This is a genomic window from Achromobacter xylosoxidans, from assembly GCF_002192695.1.
Classification (GTDB): domain Bacteria; phylum Pseudomonadota; class Gammaproteobacteria; order Burkholderiales; family Burkholderiaceae_B; genus Achromobacter; species Achromobacter xylosoxidans_C.
The window spans coordinates 63,749-86,206 of record NZ_MTLG01000052.1; the positions used below are offsets into that span (position 1 = coordinate 63,749).

At 66.9% G+C, this 22,458-nt stretch carries 21 protein-coding genes; 9 read left to right on the plus strand and 12 right to left on the minus strand.

Going from position 1 to position 22,458, the window contains the following annotated elements; all coding sequences use genetic code 11:
• The first annotated feature begins 6 nt into the window (after window positions 1–6).
• Both BRO63_RS05290 and lolA read left to right on the plus strand, forming a co-directional pair.
• Entirely contained in the window at window positions 7–2,391 is a 2,385-nt protein-coding gene (locus tag BRO63_RS05290) for a DNA translocase FtsK (RefSeq protein ID WP_088138730.1), read from the plus strand.
• Window positions 2,391–3,014, plus strand: a complete 624-nt coding sequence (gene lolA / locus BRO63_RS05295; RefSeq protein ID WP_054450098.1) for an outer membrane lipoprotein chaperone LolA — start codon at window positions 2,391–2,393, stop codon at window positions 3,012–3,014. The genes BRO63_RS05290 and lolA overlap by 1 nt, the downstream gene beginning before the upstream one ends.
• A gap of 105 nt (window positions 3,015–3,119) precedes the next feature.
• On the opposite strand, the gene BRO63_RS05300 is transcribed toward lolA, so the two are convergent.
• The 9 genes from BRO63_RS05300 to BRO63_RS05340 form a co-directional block, all read right to left on the minus strand.
• A complete protein-coding gene (locus tag BRO63_RS05300; protein WP_088138731.1) occupies window positions 3,120–3,557 on the minus strand; it encodes a RidA family protein in 438 nt (145 codons plus the stop codon).
• Window positions 3,558–3,610: 53 nt separating this feature from the next.
• Window positions 3,611–5,065, minus strand: a complete 1,455-nt coding sequence (locus BRO63_RS05305) for an N-acyl-D-amino-acid deacylase family protein (protein WP_088138732.1) — start codon at window positions 5,063–5,065, stop codon at window positions 3,611–3,613.
• A gap of 13 nt (window positions 5,066–5,078) precedes the next feature.
• A complete protein-coding gene (locus BRO63_RS05310) occupies window positions 5,079–5,951 on the minus strand; it encodes a MurR/RpiR family transcriptional regulator (protein ID WP_088138733.1) in 873 nt (290 codons plus the stop codon).
• Between the two features lie 36 nt (window positions 5,952–5,987).
• Window positions 5,988–6,989, minus strand: a complete 1,002-nt coding sequence (locus BRO63_RS05315) for an ABC transporter ATP-binding protein (RefSeq protein WP_088138734.1) — start codon at window positions 6,987–6,989, stop codon at window positions 5,988–5,990.
• A complete protein-coding gene (locus BRO63_RS05320; RefSeq protein WP_088138735.1) occupies window positions 6,986–7,993 on the minus strand; it encodes an ABC transporter ATP-binding protein in 1,008 nt (335 codons plus the stop codon). The genes BRO63_RS05315 and BRO63_RS05320 overlap by 4 nt, the downstream gene beginning before the upstream one ends.
• 2 nt (window positions 7,994–7,995) lie before the next feature.
• On the minus strand, window positions 7,996–8,871 hold the full coding sequence (locus tag BRO63_RS05325) for an ABC transporter permease (RefSeq protein WP_088138736.1): 876 nt from the start codon (window positions 8,869–8,871) through the stop codon (window positions 7,996–7,998).
• Between the two features lies 1 nt (window position 8,872).
• Window positions 8,873–9,814, minus strand: a complete 942-nt coding sequence (locus tag BRO63_RS05330) for an ABC transporter permease (protein ID WP_059373812.1) — start codon at window positions 9,812–9,814, stop codon at window positions 8,873–8,875.
• A 136-nt stretch (window positions 9,815–9,950) separates the two neighbouring features.
• Window positions 9,951–11,507: an ABC transporter substrate-binding protein gene (locus BRO63_RS05335; protein WP_088138737.1), complete on the minus strand. Its 1,557-nt coding sequence runs from the start codon at window positions 11,505–11,507 to the stop codon at window positions 9,951–9,953.
• 119 nt (window positions 11,508–11,626) lie between these two features.
• Window positions 11,627–12,898: an amino acid deaminase gene (locus BRO63_RS05340; protein WP_088138738.1), complete on the minus strand. Its 1,272-nt coding sequence runs from the start codon at window positions 12,896–12,898 to the stop codon at window positions 11,627–11,629.
• Window positions 12,899–13,052: 154 nt separating this feature from the next.
• Between BRO63_RS05340 and BRO63_RS05345 the strand changes: the two genes are divergently transcribed.
• The 4 genes from BRO63_RS05345 (at window position 13,053) to BRO63_RS05360 (ending at window position 17,148) form a co-directional block, all read left to right on the plus strand.
• Entirely contained in the window at window positions 13,053–13,844 is a 792-nt protein-coding gene (locus BRO63_RS05345) for a deaminated glutathione amidase (RefSeq protein WP_088138739.1), read from the plus strand.
• Window positions 13,845–13,925: 81 nt separating this feature from the next.
• On the plus strand, window positions 13,926–15,266 hold the full coding sequence (locus BRO63_RS05350; protein WP_088138740.1) for a replication-associated recombination protein A: 1,341 nt from the start codon (window positions 13,926–13,928) through the stop codon (window positions 15,264–15,266).
• A 42-nt stretch (window positions 15,267–15,308) separates the two neighbouring features.
• Complete coding sequence (serS, locus tag BRO63_RS05355; protein ID WP_088138741.1) at window positions 15,309–16,667, plus strand: serine--tRNA ligase; 1,359 nt, start codon at window positions 15,309–15,311, stop codon at window positions 16,665–16,667.
• A gap of 232 nt (window positions 16,668–16,899) precedes the next feature.
• Complete coding sequence (locus BRO63_RS05360) at window positions 16,900–17,148, plus strand: hypothetical protein (RefSeq protein ID WP_088138742.1); 249 nt, start codon at window positions 16,900–16,902, stop codon at window positions 17,146–17,148.
• Window positions 17,149–17,405: 257 nt separating this feature from the next.
• Here BRO63_RS05360 and BRO63_RS05365 read toward each other — a convergent pair whose 3' ends face one another.
• Together BRO63_RS05365 and BRO63_RS05370 are read right to left on the minus strand one after the other, a co-directional pair.
• Complete coding sequence (locus tag BRO63_RS05365) at window positions 17,406–17,744, minus strand: virulence factor (protein WP_088138743.1); 339 nt, start codon at window positions 17,742–17,744, stop codon at window positions 17,406–17,408.
• Window positions 17,745–18,061: 317 nt separating this feature from the next.
• Window positions 18,062–18,574, minus strand: a complete 513-nt coding sequence (locus BRO63_RS05370) for a hypothetical protein (protein ID WP_088138744.1) — start codon at window positions 18,572–18,574, stop codon at window positions 18,062–18,064.
• 191 nt (window positions 18,575–18,765) lie between these two features.
• Here BRO63_RS05370 and BRO63_RS05375 point away from each other — a divergent pair, with 191 nt between their 5' ends.
• Both BRO63_RS05375 and BRO63_RS05380 read left to right on the plus strand, forming a co-directional pair.
• Complete coding sequence (locus BRO63_RS05375) at window positions 18,766–18,963, plus strand: hypothetical protein (protein ID WP_013391913.1); 198 nt, start codon at window positions 18,766–18,768, stop codon at window positions 18,961–18,963.
• A gap of 67 nt (window positions 18,964–19,030) precedes the next feature.
• Entirely contained in the window at window positions 19,031–20,227 is a 1,197-nt protein-coding gene (locus BRO63_RS05380) for an amidohydrolase family protein (protein WP_088138745.1), read from the plus strand.
• Window positions 20,228–20,237: 10 nt separating this feature from the next.
• On the opposite strand, the gene BRO63_RS05385 is transcribed toward BRO63_RS05380, so the two are convergent.
• Complete coding sequence (locus tag BRO63_RS05385; RefSeq protein ID WP_088138746.1) at window positions 20,238–21,116, minus strand: LysR family transcriptional regulator; 879 nt, start codon at window positions 21,114–21,116, stop codon at window positions 20,238–20,240.
• Window positions 21,117–21,274: 158 nt separating this feature from the next.
• Here BRO63_RS05385 and BRO63_RS05390 point away from each other — a divergent pair, with 158 nt between their 5' ends.
• A complete protein-coding gene (locus tag BRO63_RS05390) occupies window positions 21,275–22,402 on the plus strand; it encodes a mandelate racemase/muconate lactonizing enzyme family protein (protein WP_088138747.1) in 1,128 nt (375 codons plus the stop codon).
• Window positions 22,403–22,458 lie beyond the last annotated feature (56 nt).

The window sequence follows — 22,458 nt, forward strand, 5'->3', positions numbered from 1 at the left end:
AGCCGCATGCCGCGTATCTCGACTGCTTCTCCGCGCGCCTCGCGCAACACCCGTAACGGGCCTTCCCCCCTGCAGACGCGCTTGTCCGCCCTGCTGCGTGAAGCCCGTTGGATCCTCTTCGCCGCCCTGGCGGCCTGGCTGACGCTGGTGCTGGCCACCTGGAACTCCGCCGATCCGGGCTGGTCGCATTCCGTCCCCGCCGGCGCCATTCACAACAAGGGCGGGACGCTGGGCGCCTATCTGGCGGATATCCTGCTCTATCTGTTCGGTTTTTCCGCCTGGTGGTGGGTGATCCTGCTGCTGCACCGGGTGCGCGCGGGCTACCGCCGCCTTGCCAGCCATCTTCGCGTTACCAATAGTAAACAGCCGGAAGTGTTGCCCCGCGTCCACTGGGAAGAGGGCATCGGCTTCTTCCTGTTGCTGGTCGGCTCGCTGGGCATGGAAGCGCTGCGCCTGGCCAGCCGCGGCACGCATCTGCCCGGCGCCTCGGAAAACACCAGCGGCGCCGGCGGCGTGATCGGCCAGACGCTGGCCGACCTGATCGGCCGTAGCATCGGCTTTACCGGCAGCACCCTGGCCTTCCTGGTCATGCTGGCCATCGGCCTGAGCCTGTTCTTCTCGTTCTCGTGGCTGTCCATCGCCGAACGCGTGGGCTCCTGGCTGGAAGGTCTGGTGCGCCGCGTGCGGGATTCCTATGCCGCCCGCGAAGACCGCAAGGTCGGCGAGGTCGCCAAGGCCGTGCGCACCGAACAGGTCGTGGCCAAGCAGGAAAAACTGGTCCACGAACAGCCGGTGCGGATCGAACCCGCGATCACCGTGGTGCCGAAGTCCGAGCGGGTCGAAAAGGAAAAGCAGCAATCGCTGTTCTTCGCGCCCTCGGGCGGCGCCGAAGGCGATCTGCCCGCCATCAGCCTGCTGGATCCGCCCCTGGCCAACCAGGAAACTGTGTCGGCCGAAACCATAGAATTCACCTCGCGCCTGATCGAAAAGAAGCTGGCCGACTTCGGCGTGTCGGTCACCGTGGTGGCGGCGCAGGCCGGCCCGGTCATCACGCGCTACGAAATCGAGCCCGCCACGGGCGTGAAGGGCAGCCAGATCGTCAACCTGGCCAAGGACCTGGCGCGCGCGCTGAGCCTGGTCAGCATCCGGGTGGTGGAAACCATTCCGGGCAAGAACCTGATGGGCCTGGAACTGCCCAACCCGCGCCGCCAGATGGTGCGCCTGTCCGAGATCCTGGGTTCGCAGACCTACCACGCCAGCCATTCCGTCGTGACGATGGCGCTGGGCAAGGACATTGCCGGCAATCCGGTGGTGGCCGACCTGGCCAAGATGCCCCACCTGCTGGTGGCGGGCACGACCGGTTCGGGCAAGTCCGTGGGGATCAACGCCATGATCCTGTCGCTGCTGTACAAGGCGGACGCGTCCCACACCCGGCTGATCCTGATCGATCCGAAGATGCTCGAAATGAGCGTCTACGAAGGCATTCCGCACTTGCTGGCGCCCGTGGTCACCGACATGCGCCACGCCTCCAACGCGCTGAACTGGTGCGTGGGCGAAATGGAAAAGCGCTACCGCCTGATGAGCAAGATGGGCGTGCGCAACCTGGCGGGCTACAACACCAAGATCCGCGACGCGATCAAGCGCGAGGAACCCATTCCGAATCCGTTCTCGCTGACGCCGGACGCACCGGAACCCTTGTCGCCGCTGCCCACCATCGTGGTGGTCATCGACGAACTCGCCGACCTGATGATGGTGGTGGGCAAGAAGATCGAAGAGCTGATCGCCCGCCTGGCGCAGAAGGCGCGCGCCGCCGGCATCCACCTGATTCTGGCCACGCAGCGTCCCAGCGTCGACGTCATCACTGGCCTGATCAAGGCCAACATCCCGACGCGCATCGCGTTCCAGGTGTCGTCCAAGATCGACTCGCGCACCATTCTGGACCAGATGGGCGCCGAAACCCTGCTGGGCCAGGGCGACATGCTCTACATGCCGCCGGGCACCGGCTTGCCGGTGCGCGTGCACGGCGCGTTCTGCAGCGATGACGAAGTGCACCGCGTGGTGGAAAGCCTCAAGGCGCAGGGCGAACCCAACTACATCGAAGGCCTGCTGGAAGGCGGCCTGGACGGCGACGCGGGCGAAGGCGCCAGCAGCGTCACCGGCATCGGCGGCGACGCCGAATCCGATCCGATGTACGACCAGGCTTGCGAAGTGGTGCTCAAGCACCGCCGCGCGTCCATCTCGCTGGTGCAGCGCCACCTGCGCATTGGTTACAACCGTGCTGCCCGGTTACTGGAGCAGATGGAGCAATCGGGTATGGTGTCGGCGATGCAGTCCAATGGCAACCGCGAGATCCTCGTTCCCGCAGCCGCTGCCGCCCGAGAGGAAGCTTGATGAAGATGTTCCGCCGACTGGCCGCCGTGGCGGCCCTGAGCCTGGCGCCCGCCATGGTGTTCGCAGCCAGCGCGCAGGAGCAACTGCGCGCCTTCGTGGCCACGGTGACCTCGGCCACCGGTTCCTTCTCGCAGTACACGGTGAACAACCAGGGCCGCACGCAGCCCGCCCAGACCGGCGTGTTTTCGTTCCAGCGCCCCGGCAAGTTCAAGTGGGCGGTGCAGAAGCCTTATGAGCAACTGGTGATCTCGGACGGTCGCCAGGTGTTCCAGTTCGATCCGGACCTGGCCCAGGTGACCGAGCGCAAGGTCGATGCCGCCATCGGCACCTCGCCCGCCGCCATCCTGTTCGGCTCGGGTTCGCTGGAGCAGTCGTTCGACGTTTCGGCCCTGCCGTCCAAGGATGGGATCGATTGGCTGCGCGCCAAGCCGCGCACCGCTGACGCGGGATTCTCGCGCGTGGACATCGGCATGAAGGACAACCTGCCGGTGCGCGTGGAACTGCTGGATTCGTTCGGGCAAACCACCCGCGTGGATCTGTCCGGCATTGCTGCCAACCCGCAGCTGCCGGCCAAGGAATTCCAGTTCGTCGCGCCCAAGGGTGTGGATGTAGTGAAGATGTGATGGAAAAAGCCTGGCAACGCCAGGCTTTTTTCTTGTGGTGACCCGCAAGACGCGGCCTTTCCCCGCCGGGCCGCCCCAAGGGGAAAGCGCCCCCTCGGGGGGCAGCTAGCCCGCGTTAGCGGGCGCGGCGTGGGGGCGCTTATACGCGATGCAGTCTACCTCGACTTTTGCATCCACCACGAGCGACGACTGCACGCAGGCCCGCGCCGGCGGGTTCTCCCCGAAGTACTCCTTGAACACCTTATTGAACGACGCGAAATCGCGCGCGTCGTCCAGCCATACGCCGCAGCGCACGACGTGTTCGGGGCCGTAGCCGGCTTCCTTCAGGATGGCCAGCACCTGCTGGATGGCCTTGTGCGATTGGGTCACGATGCCGCCTTCGACGACTTCGCCGTTCTCCATCGGCACCTGGCCGGACACGTGCAGCCAGCCGTCGGCCGCGACCGCACGAGAAAAGGGCATGTGCGAGCCGCCCTGGCCCGTGCCGCCGGCGACGCCGTAGCGGGTGATGCCGTTGCTGTCGGCGGTGGGAGCATGGCTCATGGTTCTCTCCTTGAAATGAATGGCCTGGGTGGCGCCGGGTTTTCGCCCGTTGCCTACTGGAAGTTCTTGCGCAGGTCGCCGCTGCGCGGCAGCCAGCGGCCGGCGCGGTCGCCGGTGGCCTCGCCCTGGCGGTACGACAGGGCGCCGTTGACCCAGACCGCCTCGATGCCGGCGGCGGTCTGCACCGGCGCGGCGAAGGTGGCGCGGTCGATGACCGTGGCCGGATCGAACAGCACCAGGTCCGCGTGGTAGCCCTCGCGCACCAACCCGCGCTCGGCCAGGCCGAAGCGGGAGGCGGACAGGCCGGTCATCTTGTGCACGGCCTCGGTCAGCGGGAACAGGCCCACGTCGCGGCTGTAGTGCCCCAGCACGCGCGGGAAGGCGCCCCAGAGCCGCGGGTGCGGCATGGGATCGTTGGGCAGGCCGTCGGAGCCCACCATGGTGAGCCGGTGCGACAGCACGCGGCGCACGTCGTCCTCGTGCATGTTGTGGTACACGGCGCCGGCAGGCTGCAGGCGCGCGGCCGCTTCCAGCAGGGTCAGGCCCCAGTCGGCGGCAATGTCGGCCAGCTTGCGGCGGGCCTGTTCCGGATGCGGCACGGACCAGGTGATGTCGATGTCGAATTCGTCCGTGACCTGCTTCAGGTCCAGGGTCGAGGAGCTGGCGGAATATGGGTAGCAGTCGCAGCCCACGTGCTGCAGGCGGCCGGCGGTCTCCAGCGCGGACAGCACTTCTTTCGTGCGGCCCCAGTTGCCGGCGCCGGCGCATTTCAGGTGCGACACCACCACCGGCACGCGGGCATGCTGGCCGATGTCGAAGGCTTCCTGCATGGCTTCCAGGATGGCGGCGAATTCCGAGCGCAGGTGGGTCGTGTAGAGCGCGCCGAACTCGTCCAGCGCCTCGGCCAGCAGCTTGACCTCTTCGGTGTCCGCGTCGAAGGCGGAGGCATAGGCCAGGCCGGTGCTCAAGCCGATGGCGCCATGGGCCAGCGCGTCGCGCAGCTGCTCGCGCATGGCCAGCACTTCCTCGCGCGTGGCGGCGCGGTCCAGCCGGTCCATGTGGTTGCTGCGCAGGGCGGTGTGGCCGACCAGCGCGGCCACGTTCACGGCGGGCCGCGCGGCCTCGATGGCGCGGGTGTAGTCGGCGAAGGTGGGGTAGCTGAAGTCCGCGCGCGCGCCCAGCAGGTTCATCGGGTCCGGCGGTTCGCCGCGCAGGGCCACGGGCGAGGCGCTGATGCCGCAATTGCCCACCACCACGGTGGTCACGCCCTGGGACAGCTTGGGCAGCATGTCCGGCGTGCGGATGACATTGGTGTCGTCATGCGTGTGCACGTCGATGAAACCCGGGGCCAGCGCCAGGCGGGTGCCATCGATGATCTGGCGCGCCGCCGCGCCGGGCAGGTCGCCGATGGCGGCGATGCGTCCGTTGGCCAGCGCCACGCTGGCGCGGTAGGCGGGTTCGCCGGTGCCGTCCAGGACCAGCACATTGCCTATGAGGGTGTCGTACATCTTGTGTTCCAGTTCAATCGCCCAGCGGCAGGCGGTTCGGGCCGCCGCGGTGTTCGTCCAGCGCCAGCTTGATGCGCCGCAGGCGCTCCCGGTTTTCTTCCTGGTTCAGCATGGCCAGTTCGGTCGAGAGCAGGTCTATGGCAAGCATCATCGCGTAGCGCGATGCCGAGGGTTTGTAGATGAAGTCGGTTTCGTCGGTGCGGATGGGCAGCACCACGTCGGCCAGTTCTGCCAGGGCGGAAGTCGCGTCGGTGATGGCGACGATGCGCGCCTGGTATTGCTTGACGATGCGGGCCGCGCCCACGATTTCAGGCGTGAGGCCCGAGGCCGACAGGATCAGCACCGCATCGCGCTCGTCCAGCGTGGCCGCGACCATGCGCAGCAGCACCGCGTCGCTGTACACGGCGATGGGATAGCCCAGGCGCACCAGGCGCGACTGCACTTCCTGCGCCAGCACGGCCGACGCGCCGCCCATGCCGAAGACGTAGATCATGCGCGCGCCGTCGACGATGCCGGCGGCCGCTTCGAACAGCTGTTCGGTGAAGTTGGGCAGATGCGCGCGCAGCGTGCTTTCGATGTCGGCGTAGATGCGGGCGTAGAAGGTGCTTTCCTCGGGCGGCGCGCTGGGGTCCAGGAAGCGGCTGCCGACGGTGCTGGCCTGGGCCAGTTTCAGCTTCAGGTCGCGCGTGTCGTCGCAGCCGACCGTGCGCGCGAAACGCGAGATGGTGGCGATGCTGACGCCGGCCTTGGCGGCCAGCTGGTCGACGGTGGCGCTGGCGCCCCAGATGATGTCGTCCAGAATGGCGTCGGCGACCTTGCGTTCAGTCACGCTCAGCGAGTCCCGCCGACTGCGTATCTGGAAGACGATGTCGCGGATGATGTTCATGTGGGCTTCCTGGGTCTGTTCTGGACTGGGCGGCTATCAGGCGGCCAGCTCGGCGTCGCTGATGCGCGAACACGCCACATAGTGGCCGGGACCGACGTTGGCGGCCTGCGCCTCGGTGGTCGCGCAGCTGTCGATGGCGTAGGGGCAGCGGGTGCGGAACACGCAGCCGGAAGGCGGATTGACCGGGCTGGGGATGTCGCCCTTCAACAGGATACGCGAGCGCGGGGCGCGCGGGTCCGGCACCGGCGCGGCGGATAGCAATGCGCGGGTGTAGGGATGACGCGGACGCGAGTAGACCTCGCTGGTCGGGCCACGTTCCATGACGCGGCCCAGGTACATCACCACGACCTCGTCGCACAGGTAGTCCACCACCGCCAGGTCGTGGGCCACGAACAGCATGGTCAGCCCCAGGTCGCGCTGCAGGTCCTGCAGCAGGTTCAGCACCTGCGCCTGCACCGACACGTCCAGCGCGGACACCGGTTCGTCGGCCACGATGAAGTCGGGTTCGACCGCCAGCGCGCGGGCGATGCCGATGCGCTGGCGCTGGCCGCCGGAGAACTCGTGCGGGTAGCGGCGGCTGTGGTCGGCGTTCAGGCCCACGCGTTCCAGCAGTTCGCCGATGCGCGCCATGCGGCGGTTCTGGGCGAGCTGGTGGGTGTCCAACGCTTCGCCAAGGATCTCGGCCACCGTCATGCGGGGGTTGAGGCTGGCGTAGGGATCCTGGAACACGATCTGCATGCGGCGGCGCCAGGGCAGCATCTGCTTTTCGGACAGCTTGGTGATGTCCTGGCCGTCGAACAGGATGCGGCCGGCGGTGGGCGCGAACAGGCGCAGCAGGGCGCGGCCCGTGGTGGTCTTGCCGGAGCCGGATTCTCCGACCAGGCCGACGATGGTGTTGCGCGGCACGTCGAAGCTGACGCCGTCCACGGCCTTCACGACCGGTGCGTGGCGCGCCTGCGAGGTGGGGAAGTGGACCTTCAGGTCCTGGATCCGCACCAGCGGCTCTTCGGCGCGGATGGGAATGGGGCTACTCGTCATATCGGATTCACCTTGATGCAGCGCGCGCGGTGGTCGGTCTGCACCGGCAGCAGTTCGGGCACGGCGGCGCGGCAGTCGTCGGCGGCCAGCGGGCAGCGCGGCGCGAAGGTACAGCCGGCGGGCAGCGACAGGACGTTGGGCACGTTGCCGGGGATGGCGCGCAGGCGTTCGCCGGAGGCCAGCAGGGCGGCCGTGGGGATGCAGGACAGCAGGCCGCGGGTGTAGGGGTGCGTGGGCTTTTCGAACAGGTCGTAGACGCCGGCGTCCTCGACCACGCGGCCGGCGTACATGACCGCCACCCGATGCGCGATCTCGGCCACCACGCCCAGGTTGTGCGTGATGAACAGGATGCTCATGTTCATCTCGGCCTGCAGCCGGCGCAGCAGGTCCAGGATCTGCGCCTGCACCGTCACGTCCAGTGCGGTGGTGGGCTCGTCGGCGATCAGCACGGCGGGATTGCAGGCCAGGGCCAGCGCGATCATCACGCGCTGGCGCATGCCGCCCGACATCTGGTGCGGGTACTCGTTGATGCGCCGCTCGGCCGCCGGGATTTCCACGCGCTCCAGCATCTCGCGGGCGCGCCGCAAGGCTGACTCGCGGGATCCGCCCTCGTGCTGCAGCACGGCTTCGGCGATCTGGTCGCCCACCGTGTACAGCGGGTTCAGGCTGGTCATGGGTTCCTGGAAGATCATGGCGATTTCGGCGCCGCGGATCTTGCGCAGGGTGGCGGGCGACGCCTGGGCCAGGTCGTGCTGCACGCCCTGGCGGTCGCGGAACAGGATCTTGCCGGCCTCGATGCGGCCGGCCGGCTTGGGCAGCAGGCCCATGATGGACAGGCTGGTCACGGACTTGCCGGAGCCGGATTCGCCGACGATGGCCAGCGTTTCGCCGCGGGCCAGGTCGAAGGTCACGCCGTCCACGGACTTGGCGATGCCGTCGCGGCTGTGGAACCAGGTCTTCAACCCTTCCACGGAAAGCACGACGTCTCGGGTGCTTGCGGTCATGATTACAGCTCCTTGCGCAGGCGCGGATCGAGGACGTCGCGCAGGCCGTCGCCGACCAGTTGCAGCGACAGCACGGACAATACGATGGCGATGCCGGGGAAGATCATGATCCAGTCGGCCGAGCCCATGTACTGCTGGCCGGCGTTGATCATGGTGCCCCAGGTGGGGATGTCGGGCGACACGCCCACGCCCAGGAACGACAGGCCCGCTTCGGCCAGGATCGCGTAGGCGAAGATGAACGTGCCTTGCACCAGGATGGGCGACACCAGGTTGCGCAGCACGTGCACGGTGACGATGCGCCAGGTGGGCACGCCCAGCGCGCGGGCCGCCTCGACGAAGGGCAGTTCGCGGATCACCAGGGTCGAGGCGCGCACGATGCGCGCCAGGCGCGGCGTGTAGACGATGCCCAGCGCGATCACCACGTTGACCAGCGAAGGCCCCAGCGCGGCCACCAGCGAGATCGCCAGCAGGATGTCGGGGAAGGCCATCATGGCGTCGATCAGGCGCGACACGAACTTGTCCGCCGTGCGGAAGAAGCCCGCGATCAGGCCCAGCGCGATGCCCAGGATGCTGGACACGATCACGACCGAGAAGCCCACCATCAGCGACAGGCGGCCGCCGTGGATGACGCGGCTGAACACGTCGCGGCCGAAGTCATCGGTGCCGAACCAGTGCGCGGCGCCCGGCGCCTTCAGCCGGTTCATGATGGACAGCTTGAAAGGATCGTAGGGGCTGATCCAGGGCGCCAGCAGCGCGGCCAGGACCAGCACGACGATCACGATCAGGCTGATCAGCACGGTCTTGCGCGACACCAGCAGGCGCAGGACCTGCCAGCGGTCGGCACCCGTGCCGGAATTTGCGGTAGTTGCGATAGCCATATCAGTAACGCACCCGGGGGTCGACCAGCAGGTACAGCAGATCGATGATGAGATTGATCAGGACATAGATGGCCGCGATGATCAGCAGCGCGCCCTGGATGACGGGATAGTCGCGGCGCAGCACCGCCGACACCACCAGGCTGCCCACGCCGGGCAGGCCGAACACGGTTTCGGTCACGACCGCGCCGCTGATCAGCAGCGCCGTGGTCAGGCCCAGCACCGTCAGGATCGGAATCAGCGCATTGCGCACGGCGTGCTTCAGGATCACCTTGCTTTCGGGCAGGCCTTTGGCGCGCGCGGTGCGCACGTAGTCGTCGCGCAGCACGTCCAGCATGCTGGCGCGGATGAAGCGGGTGATCAGCGCCGAGTTCACCAGGCCCAGCACCACGGCGGGCAGGATCAGGTGCGACAGGCGGGTCATGAGCGAGGCGTCGGGTCCGCCGTAGCCGGCCACGGGCAGCCATCCCAGCTTGACCGAGAACACCTGCATCAGCAACAGCCCCAGCCAGAAGCTGGGCACGCTGGAGGTGAACATCGAGAACGACAGCACTGACTGGTCCAGCGTGGTGCCGCGCTTGACCGCGGACAATATCCCCACCGGCAGCGCGATGGCGCTGGCGATCAGCAGCGACATGAGCGTCAGCAGGATGGTGGGCTCGGCGCGGTCGGCCAAGGCCGACAGGACCGGCTTGTTCATGAAGATGGATTGGCCCAGGTCGCCTTGGGCCAGCTTGCCCAGCCACGACACATATTGCACGGCCATCGGCTGGTCCAGCCCGAGCTGGGTGCGCAGCGCGGCGATGTCCTGCTGGCTGGCCTGCGGACCCAGCATCACGGCGGCGGGGTCGCCCGGCGTGACGCGGATGATCACGAACACGATGGTCGCGACGATGAACATCACGGCCACCAGCCCGACCAGCCGGTTTAAGAGATAACGCAACACGATGGATGTCCTAAAAAAGCGTCGTATCGTGGGGAATGGGTGGCGCGCTTGTGGAGATGGCGCGCTCTGTGCGAGGCATGCGTGGCGGGCTGCGCGCGGCAGGCAGGCTCATGCTTGCCTGCCGCGCGGATCCCTCTTACTTGGACTTCCAGGCGTTCCAGAAGTAGGGCCACGGCACGGCCTTGGTGCCTTGCAGCGACGGCGAGCGCGCGGCCTGGGCGTTGAAGTCGCCGACCTTGATGAAGGGCACTTCGTCGTACACGGCCTGCTGCACGTCAGCCCAGCGCTTGATGCGTTCTTCCTGGTTGCCGGCCTGGTTGAAGGCATCCAGCGCCTGGTTGCGGCGCGGCGTGTCCCACCAGCCCGGCGCGTCCTTGGACGGGAAGTCGATCAGGGCAGGCTCGGGCAGGAAGGGGCTGTGCGTAATGAAGATGTCCCACAGGGCCGGGTCCTGGCGACGCTGCGTCAGCGTGGCCCAATCCACCACCTGCATGTCCACGGTGAAGCCGGCGGCCTTCAGGTATTCGGCGGCCACCAGGGCCATCTTGTAGTGGAACTCGTACTGCTGGCTGGTCAGGATGCGGATCTTGCGGTCCTGCACGCTGGCGCCATCCACCAGCTTCTTGGCGCCGGCGGCGTCGCCCTTGTTGTAGACCTTGCCGCCCAGGGACGTGGCCCAGGGGTAGCCCTCGGGGTACAGATCGCCGTTGAGCTTGTAGAAGTTCTTGTCGCCGAAGGCGGCGTACAGCATGTCTTCTTCATTCAGCGCGAGCTGCACGGCCTGGCGGACAGCCAGGTTCGACATGATGCCTTGCTTGGTGTTGAGCACCAGGCGCGGCCAGCCGAAGGGCTTGAGCATGACGGGATCGGAGCGGCCGTTCTTGAGCTTGGGCAGCGATTCCACCGGCAGCGAGTCGACGTAGTCGAACTGTCCGGCCACCGCGCTTTCGACGCGGGTGTTGGCATTGCTGACCGGCACGAAGCGGATCTCGTCCAGGTACTGCTTGCGCGCGCCGCCAAAGCCGTCGGGCTCGCCTTCGCGTTGCTTGTAGCCTTCGAAGCGGACCAGCTGGATGTACTGGTCGGGCACGCGCGCCTTCAACTGGTACGGGCCGGTGCCGACGAATTCGGTCAGGGCCGGAGCGATCTTGCCCTTGGGCATGATGACGGCGGCGCTGTTGTTCATGGCCAGCAGCGCCGTCAGCGGCGCATAGGGCTGCTTGAGCGTGATGCGGATGGTGTTGGCGTCGGGCGCTTCGATGCCGGTGATGATCTTGGCGGCCATCTTGCCGCGCGTGGCGGTCTCGGTCCAGCGCTTGAGCGAGGCCAGCACGTCGGACGAATCCATCTTGGAGCCGTCATGGAAAGTGATGCCCTGGCGCAGCGGGATCGTGTAGGTCAGCCCGTCGGCCGAGACTTCCGGCAGCTTGTCGGCCAAGAGCGGGGTCAGGTTCCACTTGCCGTCGAAGGTGTACAGCGTTTCGAAGAAGTGCTGGGTCAGGATGCCCACCAGGTCGGCCGTGCTGGTCATCGGATCCAGCGTGGGCGGCTCGCCTATGGTGGCAACCGAGATCGTGCCTCCCTTGATCGGCGTGGCACAGAGGGCGGGGGTCGACAATGCGGTCAAGCCAATTGCGCCGGCCAGCAGCAGGCTATTGAGCCCACCGCCTCGCCGGGAGGTACGGAAGTTCATGATTCTCTCTCCAGAGGGTCAAAAACGGGTTTTTGCTTGTAGTAGTTAGAGGTTTGCGCCGGAATCCCGCGATTCCTCCTGCCCGCCGGGTACCGGCGCGGTGCGGCGGGCAGGGCCGTTCAGAAGAAGGTTTCAGCCACGTCGGTGACGCGGTATTGCTCGTCCACCAGCAGCACCTGGCGCCACTTGTCGAAGGTCAGGCAGGGGTGGGAGATGTCGAAGGCGATCATGTCGCCGACCTGGATGTCGTCGCCCGCGCCGATCTGCATGAAGGCGTGCTGGTCCATCATCGCGCTCAGCTTCCAGTGGGCGGGAGCCTGGCCCGGCGCGGCGTCGCGGCCGGGGCGGTACAGCGCGGCGGGCGTGGGCAGGCCGGCATCGAAGGCGGCGTCGCGCTTGCCCATGGCGATGATGGCGCGGCCCGGTTCGGGCAGCGACTGCACATAGGCCCAGACCTGCAGGGCGGGCTGCAGGCCGGGTTCCATCTTTTGCGCGACCGGGTTGTGGGCATTGATGCGCTCGGCGGCCGAGCGGTAGATGCCGACGTCGTGCGACAGGTAGCAGCCGGGGCGCAGCACGATTTCCAGCGGGGCGCCGATGTCCAGCTGCGAGAATTCCTCGGCCACCACGTCGAACCAGGCGGAGCCGGCGCCGGAGATCAGCGCCGGGCCGTTCTTGCGCAGGCGGCCGGCGGCGGCCAGGCCGCGCAGGGCGTCGGCGGCGCGGCGCAGGAAGGCGCGGATGGCCTCTTCTTCCTGCAGCACGCCCTCGTAGACTTCGATGCCGGCCAGGGCCAGGCCGGGCCATTTGCCGATTTCGTCGACCAGGGCCTGCAACTGGGCGTCGTCGCGCACGCCGGTGCGGCCGCCCTGGGGACCCAGTTCGATCAGCACCGGCAGGGTCAGGCCCTGTTCGCCGAAGTAGGCGCCCAGTTGCGCCGCGTTGGCGGGCGAGTCCACGATGCAGAAAAAGGTGAAGGCCGGGTCGCGCAGCAGGTGCGCGATGATGGCCATGTTGGCGCGGCCCACTAGTTGATTGGCCATCAGTATCCGGCGCACGCCATGCTGGTAGGCCGCCCGGACCTGCGGCGCGGTCGCCAGCGTGATGCCCCAGGCGCCGCCTGCGATCTGGCGCTGGAACAGCGCCGGGCTCATAGTGGTCTTGCCGTGCGGCGCCAGCTTGACCTTGTACGCTTCCATGAAGCGCTGCATCCATTGCAGGTTGTGGCGCACGCGGGCTTCGTACAGCACGGCCACGGGCAGGCTGACGTCCTCGTCGAGCAGGTTCCAGTTCAGCGCCGCCACGCCGGCGGTGGTACAGGATGCCGGAAAGGCGCCCAGGCCTTTGCCGTTCATGTCCAGGGGGGCTGCGGGGAAGGAGGAGTTCGTCATGGGAGGCGCCTGCTATGGAAAATATTTACGTCAAATCTGGTTTTTTTCATTATCGTGAAAAGAATTTACAAGCGGGAGTTAGGAGTTTCCCGTAGTCGGCGCTGGCCGCCGGTTGGCGCGACAATAGGAAAAACCTCCGACACAAGGAAGCGTCATGCTGAAAGTTGCTTTGGGCCAGTTCGCCGTCAGCCGCGTCTGGGAAGAAAACGCCCAGGTCTGCATCGACCTGATGGAACGCGCCCGCGCCGGCGGCGCCGGCCTGCTGGTCTTGCCTGAAGGCATCCTGGCCCGCGACATCACCGATCCGCAGATCGTCCTGAAGGCCGCCCAGCCCCTGGACGGCCCGTTCATGAGCCGCCTGCTGGAAGCCAGCCGCGGTTCGCAATTGGCGACGATGATGTGCGTGCACGTGCCCACCGGGGAGGGGCGGGTCTGGAACACGCTGGTGACGCTGCGCGACGGCCAGATCCTGTCGCAATACCGCAAGCTGCACCTGTACGACGCCTTCAACATGAAGGAATCCACCAACGTCACGCCCGGCGTCGACATCCCGCCGCTGCTGGACATCGGCGGCCTGCGCGTCGGCCTGATGACCTGCTACGACGTGCGCTTCCCCGAACTGGCGCGGCGCCTGGCGCTGGACGGCGCCGACCTGCTGGTGCTGCCGGCGGCCTGGGTGCGCGGCCCGCTGAAGGAAATGCACTGGGAAGTGCTGGTCACGGCGCGCGCGCTGGAAAACACCTGCTACGTGGCCGCCACGGGCGAATGCGGCGAGCGCAACATCGGCTGCAGCATGGTGGTGGATCCGCTGGGCGTGGTGACGGCGCGCGCGGGCGAGGCCCCGGCGCTGGTGTTCGCCGATATCGACCCCGAACGCCTGGCCCATGCCCGCAAGGTGCTGCCGGTGCTGGCGAACCGGCGCTTCGGGCCGCCGGGTCTGGCCTAGCGGTGCGCGGGGCGGGGAAGGCTTGCGGCCATGGTGTAATGCTGACTTGAATTACTTGCTGTCTTCCCTCATCTCCTGCCAATGAGCAACGATCTCTTCGCGGCCGATCCTGCGCATCGGCCTTACGTGCCCCTGGCCGAGCGGCTGCGCCCGCGCACCCTGTCCGACGTGGTCGGGCAGTCGCATCTGCTGGGGCCGGACAAGCCCTTGCGCGTCGCCTTCGAGTCGGGCCGCCCGCACTCCATGATCTTCTGGGGGCCGCCCGGCGTGGGCAAGACCACGCTGGCGCGCCTGATGGCGGATGGTTTCGACGCGCAGTTCATCGCCATCTCGGCGGTGCTGGGCGGGGTCAAGGACATCCGCGACGCCGTCACGGTGGCGCAGGTGGCGCAGGGCCAGGGACGCCGCACCATCCTCTTCGTCGACGAGGTGCACCGCTTCAACAAGGCGCAGCAGGACGCGTTCCTGCCGTATGTGGAAAGCGGGCTGTTCACCTTCATCGGCGCCACCACCGAAAACCCCTCGTTCGAGGTCAATTCGGCGCTGTTGTCGCGGGCGCGGGTGTACGTGCTGCAATCGCTCACGGCCGAGGAACTTCAGTTGCTGGTCGACCGCGCCGAGCAGGCCTTGAACGACGGGCTGGACGAGGGCGAGCGCATCCACATCGATCCCGACGCGCGCGAACAGCTGGCGGCCTGGGCCGACGGCGATGCGCGCCGCCTGATCAGCGCGGTCGAAGTGGTGGCTGAATCGGCGCAAGCCGCCGGCCGCGACACGGTGGACGCGGCCTGGCTGGAGATCTCGCTGTCGCAGAACCTGCGCCGCTTCGACAAGGGTGGCGACGCGTTCTACGACCAGATCAGCGCGCTGCACAAGTCGGTGCGCGGCTCCAACCCCGACGCCGCGCTGTACTGGTTCTGCCGTATGATCGACGGCGGCGCCGATCCCAAATACTTGTCGCGCCGCCTGGTGCGCATGGCGGTGGAGGACATCGGCCTGGCCGATCCCCGCGCCACGGACCTGGCCGTGAACGGCGCCGACATCTACGAGCGCCTGGGCTCGCCGGAGGGCGAACTGGCGCTGGCGCAGGCGGTGGTCTACATGGCCTGCGCGGCCAAGTCCAACGCCGTCTACAACGCCTACAACCAGGCGCGCAAGTTCGCGGCCGAACACGGCAGCGCGCCGGTGCCGATCCACCTGCGCAACGCGCCCACCAAATTGATGAAACAGCTGGGCCACGGCAAGGCCTACCGCTACGCGCACGACGAGCCCCATGGCTATGCCGCCGCCGAGCAATATTTCCCCGATGGACTCAATCCCTCCTTCTATCGGCCGACTGATCGCGGCCTGGAGGCTAAAATCCAGCAAAAGCTGGCATTCCTGCGCGAGCTGGACGCCCAGGAACGCGCCAAGAAACGGTAACGGGCTGCGCCCGTTGCTTCACGCAACCTCACCGATATCACCATGCTAGACCCGATACTGCTGCGCAAAGACCTGCAAACCGTCGTTGACCGCCTCAAGAGCCGTGGCGTGTCCTTCGACACGGAACGGTTCAATGAGCTGGAATCTCGCCGCAAGGCCGTCCAGACCGAAACCGAGTCCCTGCAAGCCCGCCGCAACGCGCTGGCCAAGCAGATCGGCCAGCTCAAGGCCAAGGGCGAGGACGCCAGCGCCGTCATGGCGGAATCCCAGGCCGTGCCCGTGCGCCTGAAGCAGCTGGAAGAAGAGCTGGCCGCGCTGCAGCAGCCGCTCAATGAACTGCTGATGTCGGTGCCCAACCTGCCGCACGCCAGCGTGCCGCTGGGCGAATCCGCCGACGACAACGTCGAAGTGCGCCGTTGGCTGCCCGGCGCGGCGGGCGCCGACGGCAATCCGCCGGCCCTGGCGTTCGAGGCCCGCGACCACGTCGCCATCGGCGAACCGCTGGGTCTGGACTTCGACATGGCCGCCAAGCTGTCCGGCGCCCGCTTCTCGTTCATGCGCGGCCCGATCGCGCGCCTGCACCGCGCGCTGTCGCAGTTCATGCTGGACCTGCAGACCGGCACGCACGGCTATACCGAGTGCTACACGCCCTACATCGTCAACGCCTCGACGCTGTACGGCACGGGCCAGCTGCCGAAGTTCAAGGACGATATGTTCGCCGTGTCCAAGGGCGGCGGCGACGACGATCCCAAGGTCGACGACCAGGGCAAGCCGTACGTGCGTGAAGACCAGTACCTGATCTCCACCTCGGAAATCACCCTGACCAGCGTGGCGCGCGACACCATCCAGGCCGCCGCCGACTTGCCGCTCAAGCTCACCGCGCATACCCCGTGCTTCCGTTCGGAAGCCGGCAGCGGCGGCCGCGATACCCGCGGCATGATCCGCCAGCACCAGTTCGACAAGGTCGAAATGGTGCAGATCACGCAGCCCGAGCAGTCCTACGATGCACTGGAAGACATGGTCGGCCACGCCGAGCGCGTGTTGCAGCTGCTGGGCCTGCCGTACCGCGTGGTGCTGCTGTGCACGGGCGACATGGGCTTCGGTTCGGCCAAGACCTATGACCTGGAAGTGTGGCTGCCGGCGCAGAACACCTGGCGCGAGATCTCGTCGGTGTCGAACTGCGAAACCTTCCAGGCCCGCCGCATGCAGGCGCGTTTCCGCAATGCCCAGGGCAAGCCGGAATACGTGCACACCCTCAACGGTTCCGGCCTGGCCGTGGGCCGCGCGCTGGTCGCCGTGCTGGAAAATCACCAGCAAGCCGACGGCAGCGTGCTGATTCCGCAAGCGCTGCAGCCGTATATGGGCGGCCTGACGGTGCTGAATCCGGCGTCGAAAGCCTGACGTTTTTCAGCTGTCCATCCGTCATTTGGCGGAATGGAAGACGGAGCCTGAGGGCTCCGTTTTTTTTTATTATCTGTACATATTCCTGTCGCCTCAGGCTATTAACCTGCCGGCGAGAGTGTTTGATTATGATGTGAGCAATTGTGTATTCCAATAAAAGGGCCGGATAGTTACGGCACAATATGCCCCGTGTGCTACACGCTTCATTCACTTAAATAACAAGGAGTTGCCCATGACTTCAAGAATGATTGGAGATTTTCGTGTGAGATGCTCCGTGGCTCAGGAAGACGAGCAGGGCTACCGCGTGCAGATATGGACCCGCCGGGTCGGCGGCACTGCGCCGGAAAAATGCTGGACCGTGCCTGGGCAGGCGCCGTTTTCAAGCCTGGACGAAGCCGAGCAGGAAAGCCGGCAGCTGTTCCAGGGCATCAACGGCGTGCGTTTCAACGGTGAACCGGAGTTTGCCCATGCGTCCGCATAATGGTTGGTGGCGGTCGTCGAGCGAGCCCCGCCGTTGGATCGATCTCGTTCAGGAAACGCCGCGGTGGAGCGATGGCAAGGCCAGCAAAACCCCGCAGCAACCGGCCGTGCTGGCCGGCAAACCCGTGCAGGCTCCCGCAGCCTGAAGGGTATTTCGCCGGGCACCGGACATTGCCCGCAGAAAAAAAGGCCACTCTTGCGAGTGGCCTTTGTCATTTCCCGGTTCAATGGGCCTGCGTGCGATGCACGGCCTGCCACTTAATCATCGTGGTCGTGTCCGCGGCCGCGGCCACGGTAATAGTCGTGTCCGTGCCCGCGTCCGCGGCCATAGTAGTAGCCTCGGTCATAGTAGCGGCCGCCGCCGCGGTAATAGACCGGCGCGGGGTAGACCACCGGCGGCGCGACATACACCGGCGCAGGGCGGTAATAGACGGGGGGCGGGGGCGCTACGTACACCGGCTGCGGCGCGACGTAGACCGGCGCGGGGTACACGACGCCCGGTATGCCGATCGAGATGCCGACGTCCACCCGAGCCAGGGCGACGCTGGAGATCAGCAGACCAGCGGCACCAGCACCAGCGATAAGCCATTTTTTCATGTTGCACCTGCCTGCCGCATGACGCAGCAAAGTTGAGTATTCGTTGATGCCATTTTCGGGCTTTTTGCGCTGGCAGAAGTAAGCGCACAGGCGTCAATCGCGACAATCCGCAACCGTCCCCGATGACGTGGCATGCAGTTTGCTGCTTCGCAGCACCGCGGGTCCGCCCGGGCGCGGCCGCGATTGAAATGGATTGAAATCGCCTGGAATCAGATGAAGCCGGACGGGCAGTTACAGCCGGTCACCATCCGCCCCTGTTTCCGGGTAACGGCGTTGCGCGGGCGCACCAGTCTTGCGGGCCCGCGACGGGCGCGCATCTAGGCGTCGGGTTCGCCGTCGGCCTGCTGGCGACGGAATTCGACGACCCATACCCAGGGGTTCGCAGCCCAGGCATGCGAGCCGTAACGCTCGCACCAGGTCAAGGCGAAGGCCGTTTGCAGCGGCACGCCCGGCAACAGGGCGGAACTTTGATACAGGGCCTGCGTGCCTTCGGCGCGGGCATCGGCCTCGGACAGCGTCTGCAGGCGTTGGATGCGCACGCCCACGATCACGGCGGTGGCGAAGGCATTGCCGGTTTCGTCGGTCAATTCGATGCTATCGCCCGATTTTCCATAAGGGCATCTGACCCAGCTGGAGGTCTTGCGCAGCTCGGACGGATTATCCAGCGATGGACCCATGGCTACCCATCTGCCGGAATCGGCGGCGTCCGCATACCAGACCGTGGTGAGTTTGGTCGGTTGCGGTTTCAGAATGCGCCGGCTTTGTATCTTGTGACCGTCCAAGACAGCTTGTTTAAGCGGCTCGCTGAATTGAAGAGACTGCCTTTTCATACGCTCGCGGTTCCTCTCACGATCAAAGCATATGCGCCAATGCGGCGACAGCCTGGTCGACGCATGCCTACTGTGCGGGCGGTTTGGGCCTGGAATCGGGAAGTATGCCGCCTCAAGCCCATCATGTCAGGCATGACCTGGATTTATGTGTCTTTTTGAATACGGCGCGGGGATGTTTGTATACTCGAAACATGACTACGAACCTGCATGATCTCAAGCCGGGTTACTACTGGTACACCATGGCAAACGACCCGCTGGCCATCATTCATATCCATGAGGACGGCGGCGCCACGCTGATGGGCACGGATTACCGCATCGGCGCCGAAGGCGTGGCCGACATGGTCCGCCAGGGCGAACGCTTTTTCTGGATAGAACCGCCTCAAGCCTGAGCTTGAGGGCGCGTGCCGCCTGGTCTGCGCAAGGCCGGCCGCCACGCGCGGCGCCTGGATTCCTGCCATGACCGATCTGTTGTTGAAGAATGTCCGCGCGCCGCAAGGCGCCGCGGTGGACCTGCTGGTGCGCGACGGGCGCATCCAGGGCCTCGGGCCCGGCCTCGCCGCCGAGCCCGGCGTGCCTGTCGAGGACGGCGCGGGCGCCTTGCTGCTGCCCGGCCTGGTCGAAGGCCACACGCACTTGGACAAGACCACCTGGGATTCGCCCTGGTACGTGAACCAAGTGGGACCGGCGCTGACCGACCGCATCGAGAACGAACGCAGCTGGCGCGCGCGCAGCGGCCATGACGCGGCCAGCCATTCGCGCGCCCTGGCGCTGGCCTTCCTGCGCGAAGGCACGACCCGCATCCGCACCCATGTCGATATCGACACCGACGCCGGGCTGCGCCACCTGGAGGGCGTGCATGCCACGCGCCAGGAGCTGGCCGGACGCGTGGAAATCCAGACTGTCGCCTTTCCCCAGTCGGGCCTGTTGATCCGGCCCGGCACCGCCGAGCTGCTGGACCAGGCCCTGGCGCAGGGGGCGGACGTGCTGGGCGGACTGGATCCCTCGGCCATAGACCGCGATCCGGCGCGGTCGCTCGACGTGTTGTTCGGCATCGCCGATAAGCACGGCAAGCCCGTCGATATCCACCTGCACGAGCCGGGCGAACTGGGCGCCTTCACGCTGGACCTGATCCTGGACCGCGTCCAGGCGCTGGGCATGCAGGGCAAGGTCGTCATCAGCCACGCCTTCTGTCTGGGCGGCGTGGACGCGAAGCGGCTGGACGGCTTGCTGCGGCGGCTGGCCGCCCTGGAGGTGGCCTTGCTGACCACCGCGCCGCCGTCGCGGCCGGTGCCGGCCGTGCGCGCCTGCCGCGAGGCCGGAGTGACGATCTTCGGCGGCAACGACGGCATCCGCGACACCTGGACTCCCTACGGCAGCCCCGACATGCTGGCGCGCGCCATGCTGATCGGCCTGCGCAATGATCTGCGGCGCGACGATGAGGTCGAGTGGGCGTTCGACTGCGTGACCGCGGCCGCGGCCCGCGCCTGTGGTTTCGCGGATTATGGCTTGGCGCCGGGCGCGCGCGCCGATCTGGTGCTGGTCGACGCCAGCTGTATCGCGCAAGCCGTGGCGACGCGCGCGCCGCGCCGCCTGGTTGTTTCCGGCGGCGTGGTCGTGGCCCGCGATGGCCGCGACGCGAGTCCGCAGGGCTGATTTCCCGGGCTCAGTCCAGGCCGAGCTGGGTCTCGGCCATTTCCACGAACGCCTGCATCAGCGCCGCGCGCACGCCGGAGCGCAGCCAGACCGCGCCCACGGTGCGCACTGGGCAGGGCGGCGGCAGGGGCCAGCGCCTGACGGGGGCGGACGGCTCGCCCGTGGTCGCCCAATCGGGCAACAGCGCCACACCCAATCCTTCAGAGACCAGCTTGGCGATGGAATCGATTCCATCGAGCTCGAAGCGCACATGCGGCCGCAAGCTGCGCGCACGCAGATAGTCATCGGCCATTTTGCCGCCCACCACGCTGCGGTCATAGCAGATGTAGGGTTCGCGCGCGATGACTTCCAGCGGATCGCGCACCTTCATGCCGGCCGGCGTGACCAGCACCAGGGGTTCCTGCCGCAGGTCGCGCCAGGCGCAGGTCTTGGGGATGGCGAACAGCGGATGCACCAGCAGCGCGCCGTCCAGCTCGCCTGACAGCACCTTGCCGTAGAGCAGGGTGGTGGGCGCGGGTTCTATGTAGATCTCGATGTGCGGATGGCGCGCGGTCCAGGTGCGCAGCACGGGCGGCATGATGCCGGTCAGCGCGGTGGGGGTGGCGCCCAGGCGCAGCGGACCGGCCGGCAGTTCGGTGTCGGACGCGGCGGAACGCAGGTCGCGCACGTCGCGCAGGATGGCGCGGGCGCGCTCGAGGATCCGCAGGCCGGCCTGCGTGGGTTTCACGGTGCGGCCGGAACGCGCGATCAGGGCGCTGCCCACGTCTGCCTCCAGCGCGCGCAGGCGCTGCTGCACCGTGGCGGGCGTCAGTCCCTGATGGCGCGCGGCCTGGGCGATGGAGCCCAGTTCCACCACATGCACATAGGTTTGCAGAAAGCGTGAATCCACGGGCAGGACCCTCCTGAAAAGACGTTTTTTCCATATTCTAAAGATGGATGAAGATAATTGTTGTTTTCTTTGGCCGCGGCAAGAATACGGTCAGCGCGTTGAGGCCGCGCACGCTGCGCCGGCCCCGCCCGACCATCCCGATTACCAAGGAGCCTGTTGTGCCCATTATTGAATCCATAGACGTGTGCGCCGCCGCGGTGCCTCTGGACAAGGTCACCTCGTTTTCGAACCGCAGCGTGTCCACGCGCCACTACGGCCTGGTGAAAGTTCGTTCCACCGACGGCGTGGAAGGCATCGGCTTCTGCTACGTGGGCAGCGCCGGCGGCGCCATTTTCGAGGCCGCGGTGCAGAACCTGCTGGGCCCCGTGCTGCTGGGCAAGGATTCCCATGCCGTCGAAGGCCTGTGGCAGGCCATGTACCAGGAAGCCCTGCTGCAGGGCCGGCAAGGCACGGTGATGCGGGCGCTGAGCGCCCTGGATATCGCGTTGTGGGACCTGAACGCCAAGACCGTCGGCCTGCCGCTGCACAAGTACCTGGGCGCGGTCGAACTCGACACCGTGCCGGCCTACGCCAGCGGCGGCTACTACCTGGACGGCAAGACGCCCCAGCATTTGGGCGAGGAAATGGCGAGCTACGTCGACAAGGGCTTCCGCGCCGTGAAGATGAAGACCGGCCGCTTGTCCCCGGCCGAGGAAGAGGCGCGCCTGAAGGCGGCGCGCGAGGCCATCGGGCCCGACGTCGAACTGATGATGGACTGCAACAACGCCTGGCAGGACGTGACCCAGGCCATGCAGTACATCCGCCGCTTTGAACAGTACGATCCGTACTTCATCGAAGAGCCCTTCGGCCCCGACGACATCGACAGCCACGCCAAGCTGGCGCGCCTGACGCGCCTGCCCATCGCCACCGCCGAGATCGGCTATGGCCGCTGGTATCACAAGGAACTGCTGGACAAGGGCGCCGCGGGCATTCTGCAGACCGACGCGGCCGTCTGCGGCGGCATCACCGAATGGAAGCGCATCGCCGCCACCGCGGCCAGCTACGGCGTCGTGGTCTGCCCGCACTGGTTCCATGACGTGCACGCGCCCCTGGTCGCCGCGACGCCCAATGCGCGCTACGTCGAATTCTTCTGGGACGACCAGGTCCTGAACTTCCGCAGGCTGGTCGACCGCCAGCTCACGCACAAGCAGGGGCGCGTGGTGCTGCACCAGGAACCCGGCCTGGGCTTCGGCTTCGACGAGCGCATGGTAGAACGCTACGGCAAGTGGAGCCGCGTCGCCCGCTGAGCGCGGCAGCGCGGGAGCATCGCAGCCAGGCCGCGCCAGACGGCCGGTTGCGGTGC

Coding starts and splice junctions, on each gene's coding strand:
- BRO63_RS05290 (WP_088138730.1), top strand. CDS start 7: ATGCCGCGTATCTCGACTGCTTCTCCGCGCGCCTCGCGCAACACCCGT.
- lolA (WP_054450098.1), top strand. CDS start 2,391: ATGAAGATGTTCCGCCGACTGGCCGCCGTGGCGGCCCTGAGCCTGGCG.
- BRO63_RS05300 (WP_088138731.1), bottom strand. CDS start 3,557: ATGAGCCATGCTCCCACCGCCGACAGCAACGGCATCACCCGCTACGGC.
- BRO63_RS05305 (WP_088138732.1), bottom strand. CDS start 5,065: ATGTACGACACCCTCATAGGCAATGTGCTGGTCCTGGACGGCACCGGC.
- BRO63_RS05310 (WP_088138733.1), bottom strand. CDS start 5,951: ATGAACATCATCCGCGACATCGTCTTCCAGATACGCAGTCGGCGGGAC.
- BRO63_RS05315 (WP_088138734.1), bottom strand. CDS start 6,989: ATGACGAGTAGCCCCATTCCCATCCGCGCCGAAGAGCCGCTGGTGCGG.
- BRO63_RS05320 (WP_088138735.1), bottom strand. CDS start 7,993: ATGACCGCAAGCACCCGAGACGTCGTGCTTTCCGTGGAAGGGTTGAAG.
- BRO63_RS05325 (WP_088138736.1), bottom strand. CDS start 8,871: ATGGCTATCGCAACTACCGCAAATTCCGGCACGGGTGCCGACCGCTGG.
- BRO63_RS05335 (WP_088138737.1), bottom strand. CDS start 11,507: ATGAACTTCCGTACCTCCCGGCGAGGCGGTGGGCTCAATAGCCTGCTG.
- BRO63_RS05340 (WP_088138738.1), bottom strand. CDS start 12,898: ATGACGAACTCCTCCTTCCCCGCAGCCCCCCTGGACATGAACGGCAAA.
- BRO63_RS05345 (WP_088138739.1), top strand. CDS start 13,053: ATGCTGAAAGTTGCTTTGGGCCAGTTCGCCGTCAGCCGCGTCTGGGAA.
- BRO63_RS05350 (WP_088138740.1), top strand. CDS start 13,926: ATGAGCAACGATCTCTTCGCGGCCGATCCTGCGCATCGGCCTTACGTG.
- serS (WP_088138741.1), top strand. CDS start 15,309: ATGCTAGACCCGATACTGCTGCGCAAAGACCTGCAAACCGTCGTTGAC.
- BRO63_RS05360 (WP_088138742.1), top strand. CDS start 16,900: ATGACTTCAAGAATGATTGGAGATTTTCGTGTGAGATGCTCCGTGGCT.
- BRO63_RS05365 (WP_088138743.1), bottom strand. CDS start 17,744: ATGAAAAAATGGCTTATCGCTGGTGCTGGTGCCGCTGGTCTGCTGATC.
- BRO63_RS05370 (WP_088138744.1), bottom strand. CDS start 18,574: ATGAAAAGGCAGTCTCTTCAATTCAGCGAGCCGCTTAAACAAGCTGTC.
- BRO63_RS05375 (WP_013391913.1), top strand. CDS start 18,766: ATGACTACGAACCTGCATGATCTCAAGCCGGGTTACTACTGGTACACC.
- BRO63_RS05380 (WP_088138745.1), top strand. CDS start 19,031: ATGACCGATCTGTTGTTGAAGAATGTCCGCGCGCCGCAAGGCGCCGCG.